The sequence below is a fragment of the Listeria tempestatis genome (assembly GCF_963575625.1).
GTDB lineage: Bacteria > Bacillota > Bacilli > Lactobacillales > Listeriaceae > Listeria > Listeria tempestatis.
The window spans coordinates 229,397-252,003 of record NZ_CAUYTK010000003.1; the positions used below are offsets into that span (position 1 = coordinate 229,397).

The following is a 22,607-nucleotide window of genomic DNA, read 5'->3' on the forward strand; positions in this document are numbered from 1 at the left end:
ATCACAAAAATTTTAGGTGCAACTTTTGAAAAATCTATTATAATGATAAGAGTAGTTAGTCCTTTTTATAAAAGATTATCTATTCATACATCCCTTTTTACCTAAAATACCCACAGATTTTAGGTAAACAAAAAACGCGTCTTTTTCCGGACGCGTTTTTTATTTAAAAAATCGTAGCATAAACGCACGAATAAAATGGAAATATGGATATACACTAACGAGTAGTGGTACATAAATCATTGCCATGCTTACATTCCAGATTGGCGCAAGGGCAAAGAACTTCCCTGCAAATAAGAACAGCAAAACAAAGGCTGTCATTAACAGTGTAATTAATACTTTGATTTTAAAATCAAATGGTTTTGCAACGGTAATTAACGTCGTGAAACATACAGCACCTGTTAAGAGGACATTAATTGTTGATGTTTGCTCGAAAGTAAGGTGGACAAGTTGCCCGAGAAGCATGGTTACGATAATATATGTGACGACTGCAAATGCAGCAGGAAAAGCATTATGCAATACTTTCTTTAAAAATTCGCCTTGAATGCGTTTATAGTTTGGCTTAATTGCTAAGAAAAATGATGGTATGCCAACAGTTAACGATGAAATCGGACTAAGCTGAATGGGTTGAAATGGATATTTGCTATTTACGAACGTAAAAATGATGGTCAAAATAACAGAATAAATCGTTTTAATTAAGTAAAGGGAGGCCACTCGTTCAATATTATTAATCACTCGGCGCCCTTCTTTTAGCACGTGAATCATGGAATCAAAATTATTATCTAGTAGGACAAAATCGGCGACACTTGTTGTCGCATCGCTTCCTTCTGCCATCGCGATACTACAATTCGATTCTTTAAGTGCAAGCACATCATTTACGCCGTCACCAGTCATGGCCACTGTATGCCCTTCACTTTGGAAAGCTAAGATGAGCTGTTTCTTCTGATGCGGCGTCACCCGTCCAAAAACAGTAAATTCCCGCACAAGCTCCAAAAAGTCCGCCCCTTCGCCTACTCGGCTCATATCGATAAAGCGATCGCCATTTTCAATTTCTGCTTGCATAGCAACGTTTGAAACTGTGACAGGATTGTCTCCTGAAATTACGCGAATTGAAACGCCCTGTTCCTTAAAATAGCGAAATGTATCGCGCGCTTCATTTCTTAGTTCATCAGCCACTAAAACATGGCCGACAAGTTGCAAATCAGTAGGTTCCGCCTGTAGACTTCCCGCTCGTTTAGCGAGGCATAAAACGCGGTATCCTTTTTCTGCAAAAGCGTTAACTTTTTCAGCATGTTTTGGATGCATGTTCCGAAAAACAAATTCTGGCGCTCCGATGATGTATACACCGCGATTTCCAAATGCCGCACCACTCCATTTTCTATCAGAGGAAAACGGAATTTTCTCTGTGGCTTGCCAGCCCGGATTGTTTGGGAAAGCTTTTTTTAGAGCGAGGCTTGTCGCGTTATTATCATTTAAAGCATAGACAATTGCAGCAATTGCTTCGTCCATTTCTGCTACTGTATAACTTTGCTCAGGTAAAACATCCGTTACGTTCAAGTTTCCGTTTGTAATGGTCCCGGTTTTATCGAGGCAAAGAACGTCCACGCGTGCAAGGGTCTCAATCGCAGGCATTGTTTTCACTAAGACGCGGTGCTTTGCCAAATTGATGACGCCAACTGCGAGCGCAATGGAGGTCAAAAGAACAAGACCTTCCGGAATCATGCCAATCATGGCTGCTGCTGTGCCTAAAATAGAGGCATTAATATCGCCACTTTTTGAGAGTTGTGAGAAAAACAAAATTAGTCCTAGCGGAATAATAATGAATGTTAAAATTTTAATAATGGTTTTGATGGAACGAAGCAATTCACTATAAACTGTTTTTTCTTGTTTTGCTTCCAGTGACAATTTGGAGATGAAGCTTTCCTCACCAATTGCCGTCGCCTGCACATACGCGCGTCCACTAATGATGAAGCTCCCAGACATGATTTCATCAGATTCGATTTTCCGAACGGGGTCGGCCTCGCCGGTAAGTTGTGATTCATCTACCTCAAGACCAGTCGTTTCGAGCACAATTCCGTCGGCACAAACTTGGTCGCCTGCCGTGAGCACCATAACATCGTCTTCTACTAAATCTGGTTGCTCGATGAGATTCTCCACGCCACTACGTACTACTTTTACTTTGGCCTGTGTCAAAATCGTTAGTTTATCAACTTGTCTTTTAGCCCGAATTTCTTGAAAAACCCCCATCGCTGTATTACAGAGCGCAACGCCTAAAAATAGCAAATTTTTATAGCTGCCTGTATAAATAATAAAGCACGCGAGGGTTACATTGATTAAATTGAAAAGCGTCAGTGTGTTATCAGCAAAAATACGTTTAATGCTTCTTGTCATCGGTTTTAGTGGATGATTTTTCCGTCCGTCTAAAACGCGCTCATTCACTTCGTTTAGAGTTAACCCGGCGTGAGGATCTACTTTTCTATGGTTTGCTTGCTTACTTGTTTCCAAATCCATCACATCCTTTCTCAATCTTATACCCTTTTCTAATTTAAAAATATCAGAAAGAAGGTAATCTATCCATTTATTATACTTCTAAATTGTGACAAACTTATAACTAAAACACTTTTTTTAGGGTATATTTTAACTAATTAGAAGCAGGAGATGAAAATATGAATTCAATTTATTTTAATCCATTCCCCGTTTTACTTACAGAGCGTTTTATTTTACGGGCTTTAACAGATGCCGATTTACAGCCTCTTTTTGAGCTGAAAAGCAGTGCTCAGGTTGCGAAATATACTGGTCTACCGCTCGACAAATCTTTAGAGGACACGAGAACTTTTATAAAAAAAATAAACACCTCTATCGCGCAAAATAAATCTGTTTATTGGGTGATTGAAGATAAAAACACGCACAACTTTTTAGGAACTATCTGTTTATGGAATATTAACGTAGACGAAGAAACAGCAGATGTCGGTTATGAACTTCTGCCCGCATTTTGGAAGCAGAAAATCATGACTGAGGTTTTAACAGTTGTAATGAATTATGCATTCAATGTCATTCGTTTCAAACAATTATACGCCGTCACAAACCCAAACAATACCGCTAGCATTCGCCTTTTAGAACGCCTCCATTTTGTGCAAAACAACGAGCTAAACGATTTCGACCTTAGCGAATCTGGCGAAAAAATCCCGCTCGTTTTTTATGTGTCGACAAAAAAGAGTTCAGGACATCAATAAAAAATAAGCAAAAATCCAGTGAATTCCATTTTTAAAAATGGCATGTTCACTGGATTTTTGCTTATCTACTTTCTTTTTTTATAAAACAAAATCTCATTACGTCCTAAACTTTTTTATTTCTCCTCTTGCTCCATTTTTGCCTTTTTGCGTGCTTCCCTCGCTAAGCGTCTAGCCTCACGCTCTGGGTCAATTGGCTTTTTGGCGCGCGCTGCTTCGCGTGCAAGTTTTCTGGCCTCGCGCTCGCTATCATTTGCTTCTTTCTTTGCTTCACTATTTTTTTCACCTAAAATTTTATCAAGATCGAGCCCGGCCATGTTTGCATAGCGTTTAAAGCGGCGTAACGCATCTTCTTTTGTGGCATTTGAGATGGAGAGCGCCGTATCTGGATTGGCCTTGTAAAGTGCCGAAAATCGCGTTTCACGTTTTAAAAAGTCATAAAACTGGTTAAAATCCGGTTTTTTAAAGTCCATCACCATCGGATTCTTTCCTTTTTCAAGTAGTTCTGGATTGTAGCGATATAAATTCCAGTAACCGCATGAAACTGCCATATCTGTTTCCGTTAACATGGTTTTCATACCTGCTGAAATCCCGTGCGTGATGCAAGGTGTGTAGGCGATAATTAGCGATGGACCATCAAATTGCTCCGCTTCAAGAAACGCTTTGATGAGTTGCTTTTTGTTTGCCCCCATAGCCACTTGAGCCACATAAACATTACCGTAACTCATCGCCATAAAACCGAGGTCCTTTTTCCCCATCCGCTTCCCAGAACTTGCAAACTTCGCAAGAGCCGACATCGGGGTCGCCTTAGATGACTGCCCACCCGTGTTCGAGTAAACTTCATTATCCATTACGAGCATGTTCACATTTTCACCAGATGCAAGTACATGGTCGATACCTCCAAAGCCAATATCATACGCCCAACCGTCGCCACCAACCATCCACTGCGACCTTTTTAGGAATAAATCGCGTTTCGAGTATAGCGACTCAAGTTCTGCATGACCATTCATTTCTGCGAGAAGAGCCAGTTGCAGATTTTCCGCACGTTCCCGAGTCCCTTCGCTTTCCTGCATACCGTCCCGCCATTCCGTGAGCGCAAAACGAAGATTTTCGGAAAGCGTATTTTGTTTTAGGACTCCGTCAACGTCGTGTGCGAGGGCCTCCCGCATCGTCTTGTTCGCAAGGTGCATCCCAAAACCGTATTCCGCATTATCTTCAAGAAGTGAATTGGCCCAAGCAGGACCATGTCCGTCAGCATTTACCGTATACGGTGTTGCAGGTGCAGATGCCCCCCAAATGGATGAACAGCCAGTTGCGTTTGCAATCATCATTCTATCGCCAAATAATTGCGTCAGAAGCTTCACATATGGCGTTTCACCACAACCCGCACAAGCGCCAGAAAATTCAAGAAGTGGCTGTTCAAACTGGCTACCAGGTAATGTTTCTTTTTTGCCAGGATTTTTCTTCGGCGTGACTGTCATCGCAAAATCCCAATTGCTTGCTTCTTTTTCAGTCATTTCTTCAAACGGCTTCATAACAAGCGCTTTATCTTTTGCGGGACAAGCATGTGCACATAAATTGCAGCCTGTACAATCCATTGGTGACACTTGAATACGGTAATTTAACCCGTCTTTCCCGCGCATCTCACGCGTCAAAAATCCAGCCGGAGCCGCATCTTTTTCAGCATCATTCACGAGAACTGGACGGATAGCCGCATGTGGACAAACGAAGGCACATTCATTACACATCGTGCAGTTTTCAGAGACCCATTCGGGCACTTCAAGCGCCACACCACGTTTCTCGTAAGCCGCTGTACCTTGCGGGTAACTACCGTCCACCATACCATTTGCAATGAGCGTACCAACCGAGAGCGAATCGCCCTCTAGGCGGTTTACGGGTTCTAAAATGTGCTTCACGTAAGCCGGTTTATCAGCATATTCAGGCACCGCATCCTCAGAAGCCGCCTTCCAAGACGCAGGAACTTCTACTTTGGTTAAATGCGTAAGCGTGTCACTCATGGCACAAATATTTTTTTCTGCAACCGCCATATCTTTTTTTCCGTAGGTGCGAATGGCAGATTCTTTTAGTTCGCTGAAAGCCTCTTCAAAAGGCAAAATATTGGTCAGCTTAAAGAAAGCTGTTTGCATGACCGTATTCATACGACGTCCAAGCCCGGCATTCGCCGCTATTTTAATAGCATTTATCGTATAAAATTGAATATCATTTTCCGCCATGTAACGTTTCATTTTGGCAGGCAAATGCTTTTCAAGTTGTTCACCTTCCCAAACCGTATTAAGTAAGAAAGTGCCGCCTGGTTTTAGACCATCAAGTAGGTCGTACTGGCTTACGTAAGACGCTGATGAGCAGGAAACAAAATTTGGCTTCGAAATTAAATATGCTGAGCGAATCTTATTTTCACCAAACCGAAGATGCGAAATGGTTAACCCACCCGATTTTTTCGAGTCGTAAGAAAAATAACCTTGCACGTTTAAATCTGTCTTGTCACCGATGATTTTAATAGCTGCTTTATTCGCCCCAACTGTACCATCAGAACCAAAGCCAAAAAATTTACATTGGAATGTATTTTCGTTCGTCAAATCCTTCGTTCCAATTGCTGGTAGCGACAAATGCGTCACATCATCTAAGATTCCAATTGTAAAGCGCGCTTTTGGCGATGCACTTTTTAGGTGCGAATAAACGCCCAGTATCTGGTCTGGGGTAACATCTTTTGAACCTAAACCGTAACGCCCACCAATGACAAGCGGCCGCGTTTTGGCATCATAAAGCGCACTTTGAACATCTAATAAAAGTGGCTCACCAGAAGCGCCTGGCTCCTTTGTTCTGTCAAGCACTGCGACACGTTCCACTGTTTTTGGCATTTTCTCTAAAAAAACATCTACTGGGAACGGACGATACAGGCGAATATTCAGTAGTCCGACTTTCTTTCCTTCTCGCATCATTTGATCGATAACTTGCTCCACAACTGGCGTTACAGAGCCCATTGCTACGATAATATCAGTTGCTTCTTCGTCTCCGTAATAATTAACTAAATCATAGTTTGTGCCACGTAAGCTGTTAATTTCGTTCATATACTCGCGTACGATGGTTGGAATTTTTTCATAATACTGATTGACGGTTTCACGTTGTTGGAAAAATATATCTGGATTCTGGTTGGATCCAGACGTTGTAGGACGATTGGGCGACATGGCTCGTTCACGAAATTCGGCGAGGGAACTTTCGTCCAAAAGTGCTCTTAGCTCTTCGTATTCAAGTACGTTGATTTTTTGAAGTTCATGGCTCGTTCGAAAGCCGTCGAAAAAATTCATAAATGGTAGCCGGCCTTTTAATGTAGCTAGGTGTGCGACTGCCGATAAATCCATGACTTCCTGAACTGAACCTTCTGCAAGCATAACAAATCCAGTTTGTCTCGCTGCCATTACATCACTATGGTCCCCAAAAATGTTTAGCGATGCGGCAGAAATAGTTCGTGCGGAAACATGAAAAACGGTTGGCAATAGTTCACCAGCTATTTTATACATGTTTGGAATCATAAGTAACAGCCCTTGCGAGGCTGTATACGTACTTGTTAAAGCCCCTGCGCGTAGTGAACCATGTACCGTTCCAGCTGCCCCTGCTTCTGATTGCATTTCAACAACCTTAACTTTTTCCCCAAACAAATTTTTCTTACCAGCAGACGACCACTCATCCACGAGCTCTGCCATTGTCGAACTTGGTGTGATTGGATAGATTGCGGCAACTTCTGTAAAGGCATAGGAAACATATGCCGCAGCCGTGTTCCCGTCCATTGTTTTTTGTTTTCGCATGATTGCACTTCCAGTCTCTAATTTTTTGTTCAAACTTTATCATATTATTTTACACCAGTTTAGCTCGAGGCTCAATTGGCATTTTTACCTGTTTTTGTAAAAATAAAAAGCACGACCCGCAATACTTCGCAGGTCGTGCTTTAATTTTTATTTTTCATCCAAAAATTCTTGAATTAATTCATATGTTTCTTCTGCCGCAGCCGTTTCTGTATTCATGAAATCGTGCGGAACTTTTTCAAGACGTTTCGCATAGACAGGAACGCCAGCATCTTTTAATTTTTCTGCATACGCCTCGCCTTGGTCACGAAGTGGATCATACTCGGCTGTCACAAGGAACGTTTTCGGTAAGCCACTTAAATCTTTGCTCCGAATTGGCGCTACAAGCGGATCGTATTTCCGGTCCGTTGCATTCCGTAAGTATAGTTTAAAATACTTATCAAGCGATTCTTTCGTAAGTACATACCCCTCGCTAAATTCATCCATGGATGGGTATAAAACAGAAGCATCACGACTAAAGATATCCGTAGCCGGATAAAGTAAAATTTGCTTGCTGATTTCTGGCTGTCCTTTCGCTTTAGCGAGCTGGGCTACAACCGCCGCGATATTGGCACCGGTACTATCACCGGCAACAATTAGTTGGTCCGTTTTATTTCGCAAACTAGTTCTATGACTTGCTGCCCAAAGTAGTGTGGCATAAGCATCTTCAATGGCTGCTGGGAAAGGATTTTCAGGCGCCAAACGGTAATCGACAGATACAACGCGTGCACCTGTTTTTTGAACAAGTTTACGTGCAATTGTATCATGCGTTTGAAGTCCACCCGTAATAAATCCACCACCGTGGAAGTAAATAATAATATCATATGGACCTTCTTCTTGCGGCGTATAAATTCGTAGTGGAATTTTGCCAGCTGGACCATCAATTTTCTTATCTTCTGTGTCCCCAATTTCAATTTGTTTTGCTGCTGGAATTGCTTTTTCAGCTAGGCGCATGTATTTATAACGAGAATCCACATCAGAAAGTGGCGCCTTTTTCTTCACATACTCCTGCGCAGCCTCTTCTAGATTATCCAAAACATTTGGATCATAATCCCGCTTACCAACCGCTTTTTTATAAATAAACAAAACAGCTAGTAGTGGCAATAAAATGATTCCAAAAAGAAGGATACCCACCCATTTTAACGTATTTTTCAATTGCGCTCATCTCCTTATCAGTAACTTACGTACTAAGTATATCAGTTTTATTTCTGTTAACCAATTATAACGCAATGTGGATTTTTAAACATAAAAATGAATAAAAATAAATTTTTATTGCCAAAATAGTTTATTGATGTTAATATATATTAAATTAAATGTATATTTATAAATTTAAGGGGTTGTTAACATGGTGAAGGAAAAAATTATTTTGGCTTATTCTGGTGGTTTAGACACATCTGTTGCAATTAAGTGGCTCGTTCATTCTAATTATGATGTCATTGCTTGCTGTTTAGACGTCGGGGAAGGGAAAAACCTTGATTTTATTAAAGAAAAGGCTTTAGAAGTTGGAGCCTCCGCATCTTACACGGTCGATGCAAAAGATGAGTTTGCCGAAGATTTTGCTTTAGTAGCGCTTCAAGCTCATGCTTATTACGAAGGAAAATATCCGCTTGTTTCGGCACTTTCAAGACCTTTAATTGCGAAAAAACTCGTTGAGATTGCCGAAAAAGAAGGTGCCACGGCTATCGCACACGGCTGTACGGGCAAAGGCAATGACCAAGTCCGCTTTGAAGTTGCTATCCATGCGCTAGCGCCGCATTTAAAAGTAGTCGCGCCCGTTCGTGACTGGAAATGGTCGCGCGAAGAAGAAATTGCCTATGCAAAAGAAAATGGTATTCCAATTCCAATTGATTTAGACAACCCGTTCTCTGTAGACCAAAATTTATGGGGCAGAAGCAATGAATGCGGCATCTTAGAAAACCCTTGGGCCGCGCCACCTGAGGAGGCGTATGATTTAACTGCCGCGCTTGAAGATACGCCAGATACGCCAGAATTCATTGAGATTGCATTTATTTCTGGCGTTCCAATCGCGTTAAACGATGAAGAGATGGGACTTGCGGATTTAATTCTTACGCTGAATAAACTTGCAGGTAAACACGGCATTGGACGTATCGATCATATCGAAAATCGTCTCGTTGGCATCAAATCGCGTGAAGTATATGAATGCCCGGGTGCCGAGACACTTATTGCCGCGCATAAAGCGCTTGAAGATTTGACTTTTGTTCGCGAAATGGCGCACTTCAAACCGCTTATTGAGCAAAAAATCAGCGAGACCATATATAACGGCCTTTGGTATTCGCCACTCACTGAAGCACTTATCAGCTTCCTAAAAACGACACAGCAGTATGTTAACGGCGTTGTCCGCCTAAAACTTTTCAAAGGGCACGCGATTGTGGAAGGAAGAAAATCACCTAATTCCCTTTATGATGAAAACTTGGCCACGTATACCTCGGCAGATACTTTTGATCAGGAGGCTGCAGTTGGTTTTATTAAGCTGTTTGGTCTGCCAACTAAAGTGAACGCTGAGATTAATGCACAAAAAACGGCGATAAGCGAGGTGTAACGATGGAAAAACTTTGGGGCGGCCGCTTTGACGGCGTAAGTGAAGACTGGATTGATGCGTTTGGTGCTTCGATTTCTTTCGACCAAAAGCTAGCAGATGAGGATATTACAGGTAGTCTGGCGCATGTGAAAATGCTTAAAAAAACTGGGATACTCTCACATGATGATGCCGAAACCATTGAAGCGGGTCTTCTTACGTTACAACATAAATTGCATGCAGGGGAGCTCTCGTTTACTATCCAGAATGAAGATATTCATTTAAATATTGAAAAGTTGCTGCATGATGAAATTGGTGCGGTAGCAGGTAAGCTACACACGGCGAGAAGTCGCAACGATCAGGTGGCGACCGATATGCACCTTTACTTAAAACGCGCGGTAAGCGATATTTTAGCGGAGCTTGAACATTTGAAACTCGTGTTAATCCAAAAAGCAGAAAGTCATGTGGAAACGATTATGCCTGGCTATACGCACTTACAGCATGCGCAGCCGATTTCGTTTGCGCACCATCTTATGGCCTATTACAACATGTTTTCGCGTGATGCGGAACGTTTTCAGGAAAATTTGGCGCGTATCGACTATTCACCGCTCGGAGCTTCTGCACTTGCTGGCACAACATTCCCAATTGACCGCGCGTATAGCGCAGAGCTATTAGGTTTTAAAAATATGTATACGAATAGTTTAGACGCCGTAAGTGACCGCGATTATATTATCGAATTTTTGAGCCATTCCTCACTTTTAATGATGCACTTGTCGCGTTTTTGCGAGGAGCTCATTTTATGGACGAGCCATGAGTTTCAATTTATTACGCTAACGGATGCCTTTTCAACTGGTAGCTCTATCATGCCACAAAAGAAAAATCCCGACATGGCAGAGCTTATTCGGGGGAAAACTGGACGGGTCTACGGAAATTTATTTTCACTCCTAACCGTTATGAAAGGCCTTCCTCTCGCCTATAATAAGGATTTTCAAGAAGACAAAGAAGGCATGTTTGATACTGCCTGGACTGTCACAAAAAGCCTCGCTATTTTCGCTGGCATGATTGACACAATGTCAGTGAATGAAAAAGTGATGCAAAAAGCGACTGAAAGAGATTTCTCAAATGCGACTGAGCTTGCTGATTATTTAGCCAAAAAAGGCATTCCCTTTAGAGCTGCCCATGAAATCGTTGGAAAACTCGTTTTGGACTGCACAAAAAAAGGCATTTTCTTGCAAGATATTCCGCTATCAGACTATAAAACTGTCTCTCCGCTAATTGAAACTGATATTTATGAAGCGCTATCGTCAAAAACAGCCGTAGAAAAACGCATTTCATACGGCGGAACTGGGTTTGATTCAGTGCGGGAAGCGATTCAAAAAGCGAAAGAAAAATAGAGAGCCTCTTTCGGCTCTCTCAAATTATGTTTCTTCATTCAGCAAAATGATTAACTCATTTGCTATAGATGTTTGTCCACAAGTTAAAATCATGGATAAAATTTCTTTAGCTGCTAGATAACTCGCTTGATGGTTGTCCCGTTTAAAAGCGAAAACTTTATCAAAATAAACTGCAAGGGTTCGGTGAAAAAATTCTTTATAGCTTGTGCTTAGAAGCTTTAACTGTTGATTTAATACCTCTGCATAATCTAAATAACCATGTTTAATTGCTTGTGTGATTAAATTTACTAACATCGCACAAAATATTTCTCGCCCTTTATCATAGTCAGTATACAGGTTAAGTGATTTTGATAAACTTTTAAATAGCGGGAAATGCATTTCAAAATCTAAAAATTCAATTGTATTTCCAAACAATTGAACTTCTTGTAATGTCCACGTTTCAATACTCATTAAATAGTCTTGAATCAATCGCCTGTCTTCCACTAAAATACGATTAGTATCAATTTTTTTTGGATCTTTTATGTTTTCGATGAAGTGAATACGACAGCGAACTTCCGCACAACGAACACGACTCACAAGGTCATCCTTTTCTAAGAGCTTATTTAATAATTTATTTAAAGACTTCACATCGTGTAAATTCGAGTATTTTGATAATTGGTAAATATAATCTGAATATGAATTTAAAAGATATCCTCTATATATAAATAAAAACTCATCTATATCCATGGAAAGACGATCCAATATCTCAATTAATAAAGTTGTTGAAATATTGTGCTTCCCTTTTTCAAACTCAATCGAGTATGACTTTGAAATAATCCCATTATATATTTCCTTTTGAGAAAAACCTTTCTTCTGTCGAATGTCCCTTATAGCAAATCCAAAATTCACAGAAACCACTCCTTTTCAGAGAATATTTACCCCAAAAACTCATTTTTTAACTAAACAATGCTCGTTCTCTCTTTCGAGTCGCCTCATCTATTTTTGATAAAAAACTTAGTCCAACATATAAGACCATTTCATCTATAAGATAATAAATCCTGTATTATCAAGTTTATCAACAAATCTATAGGGCTATATTATTAAAAATGTATAAAGGAGATTACAAAATTGAAAATACCGTTCAATGAGTCCATTCAATTAACTAAACAGGAAAGAAGAGGCTTCCTTGGCATAACCGTAGTTGCCGGATTAGTGATTGCCATTTTAACACAAACTCTACTAAGCTCTTTTTCAACATATATTTCAAATCCTGGATGGAGCGAAATTTATGACAATATCTCAACAATTGGCATCATCCTAGTTGTTTTATTATACTGCCGGTTAGTCGAAAAGCGAACACCTGAGTCTTTAGGATTTATTAAAAAAAATGCAGGTAAAAATTATTTGATTGGCATCATGATAGGCTTTCTTTTCATTAGTAGTGTATTTATTATTAATCTTCTCACTAATTCTATAACGGTCACATTTGATTTTTCGTCTATCCAGTGGTGGTATATCATTTTTTCTTTTATTGGTTTTATGTTCCAAGGCCTTATGGAGGAAACTGTTTGTCGCGGTTTTATAATGAATAGTATCGCATCTAAACGAGGCGTCTTAGCCGGTATGATTATCAATTCTATTATTTTCGCATTGTTGCATTCTTTCAATAGTGGATTCACTATTTTTGCTGGTATTAATTTATTTTTAGTTGGCATTTTATTTTCAACATTATTTTACTACACAAGTAGCATCTTTTTAGTAGCTGCTGTCCATACCGCTTGGAACTTTACTGTCGGACCAATATTCGGTGTAGAAATTAGTGGTACTCCAATCTATTCACCCATTATTACTACTGTCGGAAACAAAGCGCACTCCCTTTTGAACGGTGGAGATTTTGGCTTTGAGGGCGGACTTTCTGTAACGCTAGTCACTTTAATATTGTTTGCTATTGTGCTTTATTTTATCAAAAATAAAAAATGGGAAGATGTATTAAATGGATCAACTCATAGACGTTAATATAAAATGGAAAAATAGTATCATTGGAATACTAATTATCCTAATAGGTTTTTTCAATCTAAGCTTTGGATGGATTCCAACACTTGCTCCTTACTCTTTAATGCTTTCTGGTCTAATTGCTTTCTGGATTACATTCGGAAAACATACTCTATTTCTCTTCTCTAGACCCGTCAAACCGATAAGAAATTTTTTGATTTTCTTTCCACTCTCCATTATTATCCCTTTAGGCATCAGCTTTTTTTTAATCATGGAGCTACATCTCAACTTAAAAGAAAACGTAGTAGCGCAACATGTCCCGTGGGTGCCACTACCTTTTATGTTACTTGGCGAAGAACTAATCACTTTCTTTATCCTGCTATTAATTGCTAAAGGGCTAAAAAATTATCCTCATAAACTTTTGATTGCAAATATCGTGAGTGCCTTATGTTTTGCTTTCATGCATATTTTAACTTATTGGAACGGAGATTTTTTTGTTACGTTGTTACATGTTTTTACCCTCCAAGGTATAACTCGATTGCTATACAATGAAGCAGGACTAAAATCAAACACGATTATCGTTCCGTGGATTATCCATATTTTATTCGATACTATAACATTTTTATTGTAGAATAAAAAAGCACCGCTATATAAGGTTAACACATAGCGGTGCTTTATTTTTCACTTCCCCTATTCGATAGATAAACTCCCCGCCGCACGTTTTGCATCACGCATCATTTCATCGATGATTTCTTTACACGGTTTCACCTCCGTAATCATCCCTGTAATTTGACCAGCCATAATAGAACCATTTTCCGTATCGCCTTCTAAGACGGCTTTTCGTAATGAACCAAGTGTCAGTGCTTCAAGGGCATCGCGGTCGACATTTTCCTCTTCCAGACGCAAGTATTCTTTAATCATTTTGTTTTTAATCGAACGCACAGGCGCGCCCGCTTTTCTACCCGTGACCGTCGTATCACGATCACTTGCCTTTAACATAGCAGCCTTGAAGTTAGGGTGTACAGGACATTCATCGGTTGCTAAAAAGCGGGTCCCAACCTGAACGCCTTCTGCGCCTAGCGCAAAACAAGCCGCAATCCCCCGCCCGTCTGCAACGCCACCAGCCCCGACAACGGGTATATCGACAGCATCTACAATTTGCGGTAACAAAGCCATCGTCGTCGTTTCGCCGACATGCCCACCAGCTTCCGTACCTTCCGCAATAATCGCATCCGCCCCAAGCTTCGCCATCCGTTTAGCAATCATAACAGACGGAACAACTGGCATGACAATAATACCTGCTTCCTTCCAAATGGGCATGAAACTTTTTGGTGTGCCCGCACCAGTTGTAATGATTTTAACGTCTTCTTCAATTAAGACGTCCGTAAGTTCCTCAATATTTTCCATCATGAGCATTAAATTAACGCCAAATGGCTTATCCGTGAGTGCCTTCGTTTTTCGAATTTCAGCTCGCAAATCATCCGCACTCATGCCACCTGATGCGATAATGCCAAGCCCACCTGCATTTGAAACAGCAGAAACAAGTGGTGCCTTCGCAATTTGTGCCATCGCCCCTTGAATGATGGGGTATTTAATTCCCAGTAAAGTAGTAATTGACATGGTAATCCTCCAAATGTGTATTTTCTCACATTATACCAAAAATATCCCCGTTTTAAAACTCTCTTTTATACGTTTGAACAGCTAAAATCACACAGCCTGTAATACCAGCATCGTCTTCTAGAAGCGGTGGAACGATGTACTCATCAAGTGGTGGTAGCTGCACGTACTGATTCATGAGACCTTTCAATTTTTGGCGAATAAGTGGGAATAATTGGCGCTGTTTCATGACGCCGCCACCTAAAATGATTCGTTCGGGTGAAAGAATTAAACTGTAATTCATAACCGCCTGCGCTAAATAATGCGCTTCTAGGTTCCAGACTTCTTCGTTCTCGGCAAGTGTGACGCTTTTTTGCCCCCAACGTTTTTCAATCGCTCCGCCTGCCGCGAGTCCTTCCAAACAGTCATCATGTGAGGGACAATTCCCTGTGAAACGGTCGTGTTTATGGCGTTTTACCATGATGTGCCCCATTTCCGGGTGAGAGAATCCTTCTAAAATCTCGCCTTGAGTGACTGCACCACCACCGATTCCAGTGCCAATCGTCACATAAATACAACTGTTAAGTCCTTTCGCCGCACCAAGTGTCACTTCACCAAGTGCCGCTGCATTTACATCTGTTGTAAAGCCCATCGGTACATTAAACTCTGCTTTAAGTCCCCCGATAATATTGTAGTTTCGCCAAGCGAGCTTCGGTGTATGCGTGATATAACCATAAGTTACGCTGTCTTTTCGAATGTCAATTGGACCAAACGAACCTACGCCAATCGCCTTTAAATCGCTTTCATATTGTTTGAAAAACTGAATTACTTGTTGCATCGTTTCCGCGGGTTCCGTCGTTTTGTAGGTTTCACGCTTTATAATTCGACCTTTTTCATCACCAACCGCGACAACAAATTTTGTGCCACCAGCTTCAATCGCTCCATATACCATCATTCATTTCCTCCCATATAAAACGTTTTCAAATACATCTTACCGCATTTTTTTAAAAACGCAAAACTATTTTTAGAAAATTACTGTTTTTGATTCTTTTTACCTAAAAAAACAGATAATTAAATCCAAAAATTTAGCTTCGAAAAACCGTTTTGACTAGTCGCGCATATTGTCCGAAAAAAGCTGGCACTTCGTCTTTTGAAAGGCCACACAACATCACTTCTGCAACACTCGTGTAATACCACTTCTGCTCACTATAGCCACGTTTAAAATACGTCCATGCTCGATTGCCTTCTGAGCTAAGGGCGTACTTGATCGAGGTTAAGTTGTCTAATTTATCGGCAACAATTAGGGATTTCACTTCTAGGTCGCCTGTTTCGACGACATGAATGGTGTGACTTTTCCTATTTTCCCAAGAAAGCGATTTATCCTCCGTGTGAGCTGCTACAAGTCTTGCAACTTTCTCGCCAAATTCCCGCTCAATATCAGCTAATGTAAGCATCGTATCTTCCACTGCATCATGAAGAAGCCCAGCTACGACAACGTATTCGGGCATCTTAGCCTGACGCAAAATGCGCGCTACATTTAGTGGGTGCGAAAAATATTTTTCACCTGTAATTTTACGTTTTTGACCTTTATGTGCGTCTCGAGCAATTTTTACGGCTTTTTCATACATCTGTCATCATCCTCATTCTGTCATAAATAAGACGCAAAAAAATTGCGTCTTACTTTTAATTATGAAACGTAATTTGGCGGCCGTTTAACTCTTGAATCGGGCGGTTCGTACCACCAATAACTTTTTCAAGCGCCTTATGTGCCACATGCCCAAATACACGTCTGTTTTTAAGCACAATCCATGTAACGCCCTCCACAGTTGGCGGTGTCGTTAGCGACCCTTCATAGGAGAAAAAAGCTTTTTCTTCGGGTAAAAAGTCGCAAACATTGAGTGTTAGCTCACGCTCGATACCAAATTCTTTGAAAACTTCTGGAAAAGCACGTCTGACATTGGTTAAATCAATGGAAATGTTCGTGCCAACTTCCATGAAAGCCCCAATAACTAATTTTTCCCCGCGCGCATTCTCATGAACAAAATGCCACTCAATTGGGTAACTTTCTCCGTCTAAATGATGTTCACTTGGCATATGTGCGTGGAAAGCTTGAAGCGTATATTTCTCATCACGGAATGTGACATATTGGTTATGTTCATGCGGAAAAAGATGCACAGAATTTTCCACACGTTTTATTGTAAAGTTTGTATTTGTATAGTGGAAATCGATCGGACTTCCGTCTACAATTTTGACTTCTTCAGTCAGAATATTAATTGGTGATTGTTTTTCTCCAGTTTGCGCAATTTCAAAATCGGAACAAATATGTCCCCAGTTCTCTGGCCCTTTCTCGCCTTGATACGACCAATTTATCTCATAAGCAGGCATAGTTATCCCCCATTTCTAACGAACTTACAAATATTGTAGCAAAAAAGTTGACTAATTTACAATTGGGATGCTTACGAAAAAACAAATTAATTTTTTCACAAAAAAAGAGAGAAGAATCACTTGCTCCTCTCACTCTAAAATATTATTTCTATTGACTCAATAATTTTTTAGCCAAAGCTAAGCAACCAATTGTCCCTGCTTGATTACCTAATTTTGGCGTTACAACGTAGTTTGCCATATCTGGCGTCTTGACATAACCGTTCATTAACTCAAAAAAAGTTGAATGAACTTTTGGAAGTATATGCCGCTGATTGATTACACCGCCACCTAGTATAATAATATCTGGCGAAAATAACAAAGTCGTGTTGTAGACGCCTTGAGCAATATAATAGGCCTCTATTTCCCAAAACGCATCATTCTCTACTAACTCTTGACCCTTTTTCCCGTACCGTTTCTGAATAGTTGGTCCAGCAGCCATTCCTTCTAAACAATTTTTATGAAAAGGGCAATTCCCTTCAAAAAAGTCCTTTGGATGTTTATTTACAAGCATATGGCCCATCTCTGGGTGACTAAATCCCTCAATAAATTCTCCATTTTGTAAAACAGCTCCGCCAACACCCGTACCAATGGTGTAATAAGCCACACTAGAAAAACCTAGACCGTTTCCTTTCACATATTCGCCGTAGCAGGCGGCATTAACATCTGTTGTAAAAGCAATGGGCAAATTAAAATGTCGTTTTAAGGTTCCAACAAAATCAAAATACTGCCAAGAAATCTTAGGCGTGGAGGTGATGTAACCATAACTTTCAGAATCTTGCCGTATATCAATTGGTCCAAAAGAGCCTACTCCAATACTTTGTAATTCTTTAGTAAATTTGCTAAAAAAACGAATGACATCTTCCATTGTTTCGTTCGGGGCTCTGGTAGGGAAACTAACTTGTTCTATGATTTCTAAATCACGATTGCCGACTGCACATACAAATTTTGTACCTCCAGCTTCAATTGCGCCGTAAAGTTTCATTTATTCCATTCTCCCTTCTGGTTACTCTATTTCTCCCACCTGAATATTGGTTAGCGTAGCTTTATCCGTTGATGAAATCGTTAAATTATGCCCTTTATTTTTTTCATAAAAGGTAAAAGTCATAGAACTAGTTGAATTAATAAAGATTTCTGCCGACGACGTATCTCGCACAATCTCTAAAATTAATTTCCCATCTATTAAAGGTGTATGCATACTACGAGTGTGATGTGAGCTTCCTTCATTTCCGTCGATATGCCAACCTATGTCTTCTCTACTAACTGTGAGCAATGCTTCATCTGAGGAATACAATATTTTCAGCCTTTCTTCTCCTTTAGCAAAATCTATCCTAATTGTTTGAGGTGTTAAAATTTCAAAAGCGAGTTGGGCATATGTTTGGTCTGAAATCACCCCTTCAAACTCTTTTAAAGATTCATCAATAGAAATATTTTTCTTTTGAAAATGAATATTTGTTGCGTTAGTCAGTTGTTTTATTGGTTTTTGACAAAGTCGATTTCCTTCTACCCGAAGCTCTCTTGGCAAAGTCATTGTTCCTGACCAGTGGTGCTCTAGCTCTTTACTAGGTATTGTACGATGCCACATTTGCATCCATGCTACCATGATCCGCTTTCTTTCATCACCTAGGCAAGTTTGTGGGGCATAAAAATCCAGTCCAGCATCAATTTCATGAAAATTTTCAACAGTGAATTTCCCATTCTCCCAGTCCACAGTCCCGATAAATGCAGCTGTCGAGCTAGTGTTCCAATAGGAATATCCTTGTTTTGGCATTTCAATGGGGGACATAATCAGTACATCTTTGCTATCCAAATGGAATAGGTCTGGACATTCCCACATAATCCCCTGTTGCTCTGTTCCTTCCAATAAAACGGATTTAAACTGCCAGTCAAGAAGGTCCTCTGATTCAAATAAAAGAATCTGTCCTCTATTATCCGTTGTTCTTGAAGCAACAACCGAATAAAAATGATTGTCTTTTTGAAATACTTTTGGATCACGAAAATCTTCTATTGGCGCTATATTAGCAATATGTTTTTCAAAAATAATAGGATTTTTTTCATACTTTTCAAACGTAATACCATCATCTGAAACAGCCAAGCATTGTACTTGTCTAACTTGTCCGTCAATCACATTATGTCCTGTGTACATTAAATAAAGTCGACCGTCTTTTTCAATCGCACTTCCAGAAAAGCAGCCATCTTTATCATAGGCCTCACCAGGGGCTAGCGCTACTGGTAAATGCTCCCAGTGAAGAAGATCTTTTGATTTTGCATGTCCCCAGTGCATAGGACCCCAGACACTATCATATGGATAATACTGATAAAACAAATGATATTCTCCTCTAAAATAAATGAATCCATTTGGATCATTAATCCAGCCAATAGGTGCCATCAAGTGGAAATGATTACGATATTGTTTAACTACTTCTTTTGAATGTTCTTTTATATAATGATTAGCTTTTATGAGTGATTTCATTTTTCCCTCCTCGGGCTATTTGATTCCTGTACCAGAACCACCAAGCCCTTGTAAAATATACTTTTGTGCAACAATATAGACAATGATTAGCGGAATCGTTGAAATTGTTAATACCGCCATCACTTGATTAATATAAACTGGTTGTGTCGTATTAATTGTTGTAATAGCAACCTGCATCGAAAATTTACTGCGGTCAGTTAACACCATTAGCGGCCAGATATAATCATTCCAGCTTCCGATAAACGAAAGTACACCTACAGTCGCAATTGCTGGCTTCGACATAGGTAGCATAATTCGAAGAAAGATTTTAAAAATACCTGCGCCGTCCAATTTTGCAGACTCAATCACTTCTTCTGGTATCGCAATGAAAAAATTTCTAAACAAGTAAATATTAAATACGCTCGCCATTGCAGGTAGTATTACAGCAAGTCGATTATTTACTAATCCTAATGAATTGACAATTGTGAATTGTGGAATTAGCACTGTTTCAACGGGTATGATTAATAATGCCAATAATAAGCCAAAAATAATTTTTTTCCCTTTAAAATTTATTTTGGCAAAAGCAAAGCCTGCTAACGAGTTGACAATAATAGACCCAAAAGCAAAAGTAACACCATAAAAAATACTGTTTAACAAATAGGTGCCAATACTAAAGCGGCTCAAAATTTCTTGATAGGTTTTAAACCAATTGGCTGGATTTAAGCTAGGTAAAAAAGCTTCTAAAGAACTTAAATTTTTATAAACATCTGCTTCTGGTTTCATAGATGATACAACCATCCAAAGCATCGGAAATACGAACAAAGCAGCAAGTAAGATCAATAAGATATACTCAATTAGTCGCAAAGGTCCAAATTTCTTCATCATACGTCTTCATCCTCCTTGACAAGCTTTCTTTGTACAATTGTGATTATCCCAATCATGGTCGTAAAGAGCAGTGCAATGGAACTTGAATAGCCAACTAATCGGTCTGTAAAGCCTGTTTGGTAGATATAATAAACCATTGTCATAGTTGAATTCATTGGCCCTCCTTGGGTCATTACCATTGGCTGGACAATTAACTTGAAGGCGGAAATAAGTGTTGTAAGCAATACAAAAATAGCAGTCGGTTTTAAAAGCGGCAACGTAATATAGCGGAATTGTTGGAATTTTGAAAAGCCGTCAATTTCCGCTGCCTCATAAAGGCCTTGTGGAATATTTTGCATGCCGCCTAAAAATAGCAACATTTGATAGCCTGCACCTTGCCATGCGGAAACAAAAACAATGGCATACATCGCTTGTTTAGGACTAGTTAAAAATGGCTGTGCGGGAATACCAATTTTACCTAGTAAGGTATTAATTAAGCCATCATTTGGATTTAATAAATAAAGCCATAAGACAGAAATGACAACTAGCGACATGACAACTGGCGCAAAGAAAGCTACTTTAAAAAACATATTCCCTTTTCTTTTTTTATTTATGATTAATGCCATTCCTAGTGCAGCACCTAATTGTACAGGAATAATCCAAATTACAAATTTCCCCGTATTCCATATACTTTTGATAAATAGCTCATCATTAAATAAACGTTTAAAATTAGCAAAGCCGATAAATTGTCTCGCATCTGGTGTTAATAAATAATAATCTGTAAAAGCATAGTAAAATACCATCGCCACAGGAATAATTAAAAAAACTGTTAATAAAATAAGGGCTGGTGCCAAAAAACTGTAACCTATAATCGTTTCTTTTGCATTCGCTTTTTGTTGCATAATAGTTCCCCCTTAAAGAGGGTACTTTAGCCTGTGCCAAGCACCCTTTAAGTTACTTATTTTAATGAAGTATCAATAGCTTGCTGCATTTCTTTTGCTTTCGTATCTGCCACTTTCTCTACATCTGGATTTTCCTCGTAGTAACTAATATCTTGCACGGCTTGTTGGAAGGCTCTTGAAACCTGAGGATAAGCCACAACAACTGGTCGGGCATGCCCTGACTTTTGGTTTTGTTCCATGAGGAAGCGCATATTTTCTGAAACATCATCCTTAATTAATTCAATGGTTGAATTACGAATTGGCAAGACACTATTTCCTAAGCTCATAATTCGGCTAGATTCCGTGTTCGTTGCATATTTTATGAAGGCTGCAGCTGCGTCCTTTTTCTCGGTTTTACTTGTCATGCCTAATTGCCAGCTACCTGTTGGGGAAACAAGTTCCTTCGTATTATCTGAAACTGGGTAAGGTAAAATTCCATATTCAATATCTTTATAGTTTTCATCCAAATCAGCCATTGCCCATGAACCACTTAATAGCATTGGATATTTTCCTGTTTCAAAACCCTTTTTGACCGGGCTAATCGTCGTATAGTCTTTTTTCACAAGTCCTTGAATAAAACTAAGCGCTTCTACTGTTTTTTCATCATTGAAAATCCCTTCAGCTTTTGTGCCAGCTTTATTCACAACATCTCCACCATTTGACCATACAAAAGGTGTATAGGCATATGTAAGCATCTCATCACCTGACGCTAATTGAAGATCAATAGCAGGTCCTCCGTGTTTATCCTTTAGCTTTTTACAAATAGCTTGAAATTCTGTCCATGTCCATGGCTTATCTAATGTAGGCAATTCTGCATCCGTAATTCCAGCATCTGCAAACATTTTTTTGTTATAGTAAACACCTACGTTAGATTCAGAAAAACCAAACGCATAAAATTTATCTTTATAGGTTCCTTGTTCAATAATACTATCTAAAACATCGTCCATATCTGCATCCTTTAAATAGTCATCCAGTGGTGCTAAAACTCCTGAATCCGCATATGCTGCTGTATTTGGACCATCTAACGTAATGACGTCTGGCAAGCTGTTCGTTGTAATAGCAGCATTTACCTTATCTTCGTAACCACCGCCGCTTCCACTTCGCGGAATGTATTCCGTTACAGCTTTATACTTGCCTTTATTTTCTTTGTTAAAGCCATCTACAATTTCTTCCCAAGCTTTTCCTTCAGCAGTTTCATCAGAAAATTGGACCCAAACTTTGATTTCTCCAGGCTCACTACTTTTCCCTTCAGATTCTGAACTACATCCACTGAATAGCACTAAAATGAATGCACACGCTGTCATTATTCCTAAAAAATGTTTTTTCATAAACTAGTCCTCCTCTT

Annotated in this window: 18 protein-coding genes; 5 read left to right on the forward strand and 13 right to left on the reverse strand. The window is 39.6% G+C overall.

What is annotated here, in order from left to right; genetic code table 11:
* Window positions 1-159: 159 nt before the first annotated feature.
* The gene (locus R8923_RS06035) at window positions 160-2,523 is read right to left on the reverse strand and encodes a cation-translocating P-type ATPase (protein ID WP_485871858.1); all 2,364 of its coding nucleotides are present in this window, start codon (window positions 2,521-2,523) and stop codon (window positions 160-162) included.
* Window positions 2,524-2,663: 140 nt separating this feature from the next.
* On the opposite strand from R8923_RS06035, the gene R8923_RS06040 reads away from it, so the two are divergent.
* Entirely contained in the window at window positions 2,664-3,230 is a 567-nt protein-coding gene (locus tag R8923_RS06040; RefSeq protein ID WP_485871859.1) for a GNAT family N-acetyltransferase, read from the forward strand.
* 113 nt (window positions 3,231-3,343) lie between these two features.
* On the opposite strand, the gene nifJ is transcribed toward R8923_RS06040, so the two are convergent.
* Both nifJ and R8923_RS06050 read right to left on the reverse strand, forming a co-directional pair.
* Window positions 3,344-7,051, reverse strand: a complete 3,708-nt coding sequence (gene nifJ, locus R8923_RS06045; RefSeq protein WP_485871860.1) for a pyruvate:ferredoxin (flavodoxin) oxidoreductase — start codon at window positions 7,049-7,051, stop codon at window positions 3,344-3,346.
* A 147-nt stretch (window positions 7,052-7,198) separates the two neighbouring features.
* On the reverse strand, window positions 7,199-8,242 hold the full coding sequence (locus R8923_RS06050) for an alpha/beta hydrolase fold domain-containing protein (RefSeq protein ID WP_485871861.1): 1,044 nt from the start codon (window positions 8,240-8,242) through the stop codon (window positions 7,199-7,201).
* Window positions 8,243-8,432: 190 nt separating this feature from the next.
* On the opposite strand from R8923_RS06050, the gene R8923_RS06055 reads away from it, so the two are divergent.
* Together R8923_RS06055 and argH are read left to right on the forward strand one after the other, a co-directional pair.
* On the forward strand, window positions 8,433-9,647 hold the full coding sequence (locus tag R8923_RS06055) for an argininosuccinate synthase (protein WP_485871862.1): 1,215 nt from the start codon (window positions 8,433-8,435) through the stop codon (window positions 9,645-9,647).
* Window positions 9,648-9,649: 2 nt separating this feature from the next.
* The gene (argH, locus tag R8923_RS06060; protein WP_485871863.1) at window positions 9,650-11,017 is read left to right on the forward strand and encodes an argininosuccinate lyase; all 1,368 of its coding nucleotides are present in this window, start codon (window positions 9,650-9,652) and stop codon (window positions 11,015-11,017) included.
* Between the two features lie 24 nt (window positions 11,018-11,041).
* Here the strand turns inward: argH and R8923_RS06065 are convergent, their stop codons facing one another.
* On the reverse strand, window positions 11,042-11,905 hold the full coding sequence (locus R8923_RS06065; RefSeq protein WP_485871864.1) for a helix-turn-helix domain-containing protein: 864 nt from the start codon (window positions 11,903-11,905) through the stop codon (window positions 11,042-11,044).
* Window positions 11,906-12,124: 219 nt separating this feature from the next.
* Here R8923_RS06065 and R8923_RS06070 point away from each other — a divergent pair, with 219 nt between their 5' ends.
* Window positions 12,125-13,012: a CPBP family intramembrane glutamic endopeptidase gene (locus R8923_RS06070; protein WP_485871865.1), complete on the forward strand. Its 888-nt coding sequence runs from the start codon at window positions 12,125-12,127 to the stop codon at window positions 13,010-13,012.
* Window positions 12,990-13,619, forward strand: a complete 630-nt coding sequence (locus tag R8923_RS06075; protein ID WP_485871866.1) for a CPBP family glutamic-type intramembrane protease — start codon at window positions 12,990-12,992, stop codon at window positions 13,617-13,619. The genes R8923_RS06070 and R8923_RS06075 overlap by 23 nt, the downstream gene beginning before the upstream one ends.
* Window positions 13,620-13,678: 59 nt before the next feature.
* Here the strand turns inward: R8923_RS06075 and R8923_RS06080 are convergent, their stop codons facing one another.
* The 9 genes from R8923_RS06080 to R8923_RS06120 all read right to left on the reverse strand — a co-directional run bounded on the left by R8923_RS06080 (window position 13,679) and on the right by R8923_RS06120 (window position 22,590).
* The gene (locus tag R8923_RS06080; RefSeq protein ID WP_485871867.1) at window positions 13,679-14,608 is read right to left on the reverse strand and encodes a nitronate monooxygenase; all 930 of its coding nucleotides are present in this window, start codon (window positions 14,606-14,608) and stop codon (window positions 13,679-13,681) included.
* 52 nt (window positions 14,609-14,660) lie between these two features.
* A complete protein-coding gene (locus R8923_RS06085; RefSeq protein ID WP_485871973.1) occupies window positions 14,661-15,536 on the reverse strand; it encodes an ROK family protein in 876 nt (291 codons plus the stop codon).
* Window positions 15,537-15,669: 133 nt separating this feature from the next.
* Window positions 15,670-16,212, reverse strand: a complete 543-nt coding sequence (locus R8923_RS06090) for an HD domain-containing protein (protein WP_485871868.1) — start codon at window positions 16,210-16,212, stop codon at window positions 15,670-15,672.
* Between the two features lie 55 nt (window positions 16,213-16,267).
* Window positions 16,268-16,969: a carbonic anhydrase family protein gene (locus R8923_RS06095; RefSeq protein ID WP_485871869.1), complete on the reverse strand. Its 702-nt coding sequence runs from the start codon at window positions 16,967-16,969 to the stop codon at window positions 16,268-16,270.
* A gap of 148 nt (window positions 16,970-17,117) precedes the next feature.
* Entirely contained in the window at window positions 17,118-17,990 is an 873-nt protein-coding gene (locus R8923_RS06100) for an ROK family protein (protein WP_485871870.1), read from the reverse strand.
* 21 nt (window positions 17,991-18,011) lie between these two features.
* Window positions 18,012-19,478 carry a glycoside hydrolase family 32 protein gene (locus R8923_RS06105; RefSeq protein WP_485871871.1) on the reverse strand — a complete coding sequence of 489 codons (1,467 nt, stop codon included), beginning with the start codon at window positions 19,476-19,478 and terminating at the stop codon, window positions 18,012-18,014.
* 15 nt (window positions 19,479-19,493) lie between these two features.
* On the reverse strand, window positions 19,494-20,342 hold the full coding sequence (locus R8923_RS06110) for a carbohydrate ABC transporter permease (protein ID WP_485871872.1): 849 nt from the start codon (window positions 20,340-20,342) through the stop codon (window positions 19,494-19,496).
* Window positions 20,339-21,223, reverse strand: coding sequence for a carbohydrate ABC transporter permease (locus tag R8923_RS06115; RefSeq protein WP_485871873.1), 885 nt, complete (start codon window positions 21,221-21,223; stop codon window positions 20,339-20,341). The genes R8923_RS06110 and R8923_RS06115 overlap by 4 nt, the downstream gene beginning before the upstream one ends.
* A gap of 56 nt (window positions 21,224-21,279) precedes the next feature.
* Window positions 21,280-22,590 carry an ABC transporter substrate-binding protein gene (locus R8923_RS06120; RefSeq protein WP_485871874.1) on the reverse strand — a complete coding sequence of 437 codons (1,311 nt, stop codon included), beginning with the start codon at window positions 22,588-22,590 and terminating at the stop codon, window positions 21,280-21,282.
* Window positions 22,591-22,607: the final 17 nt, after the last annotated feature.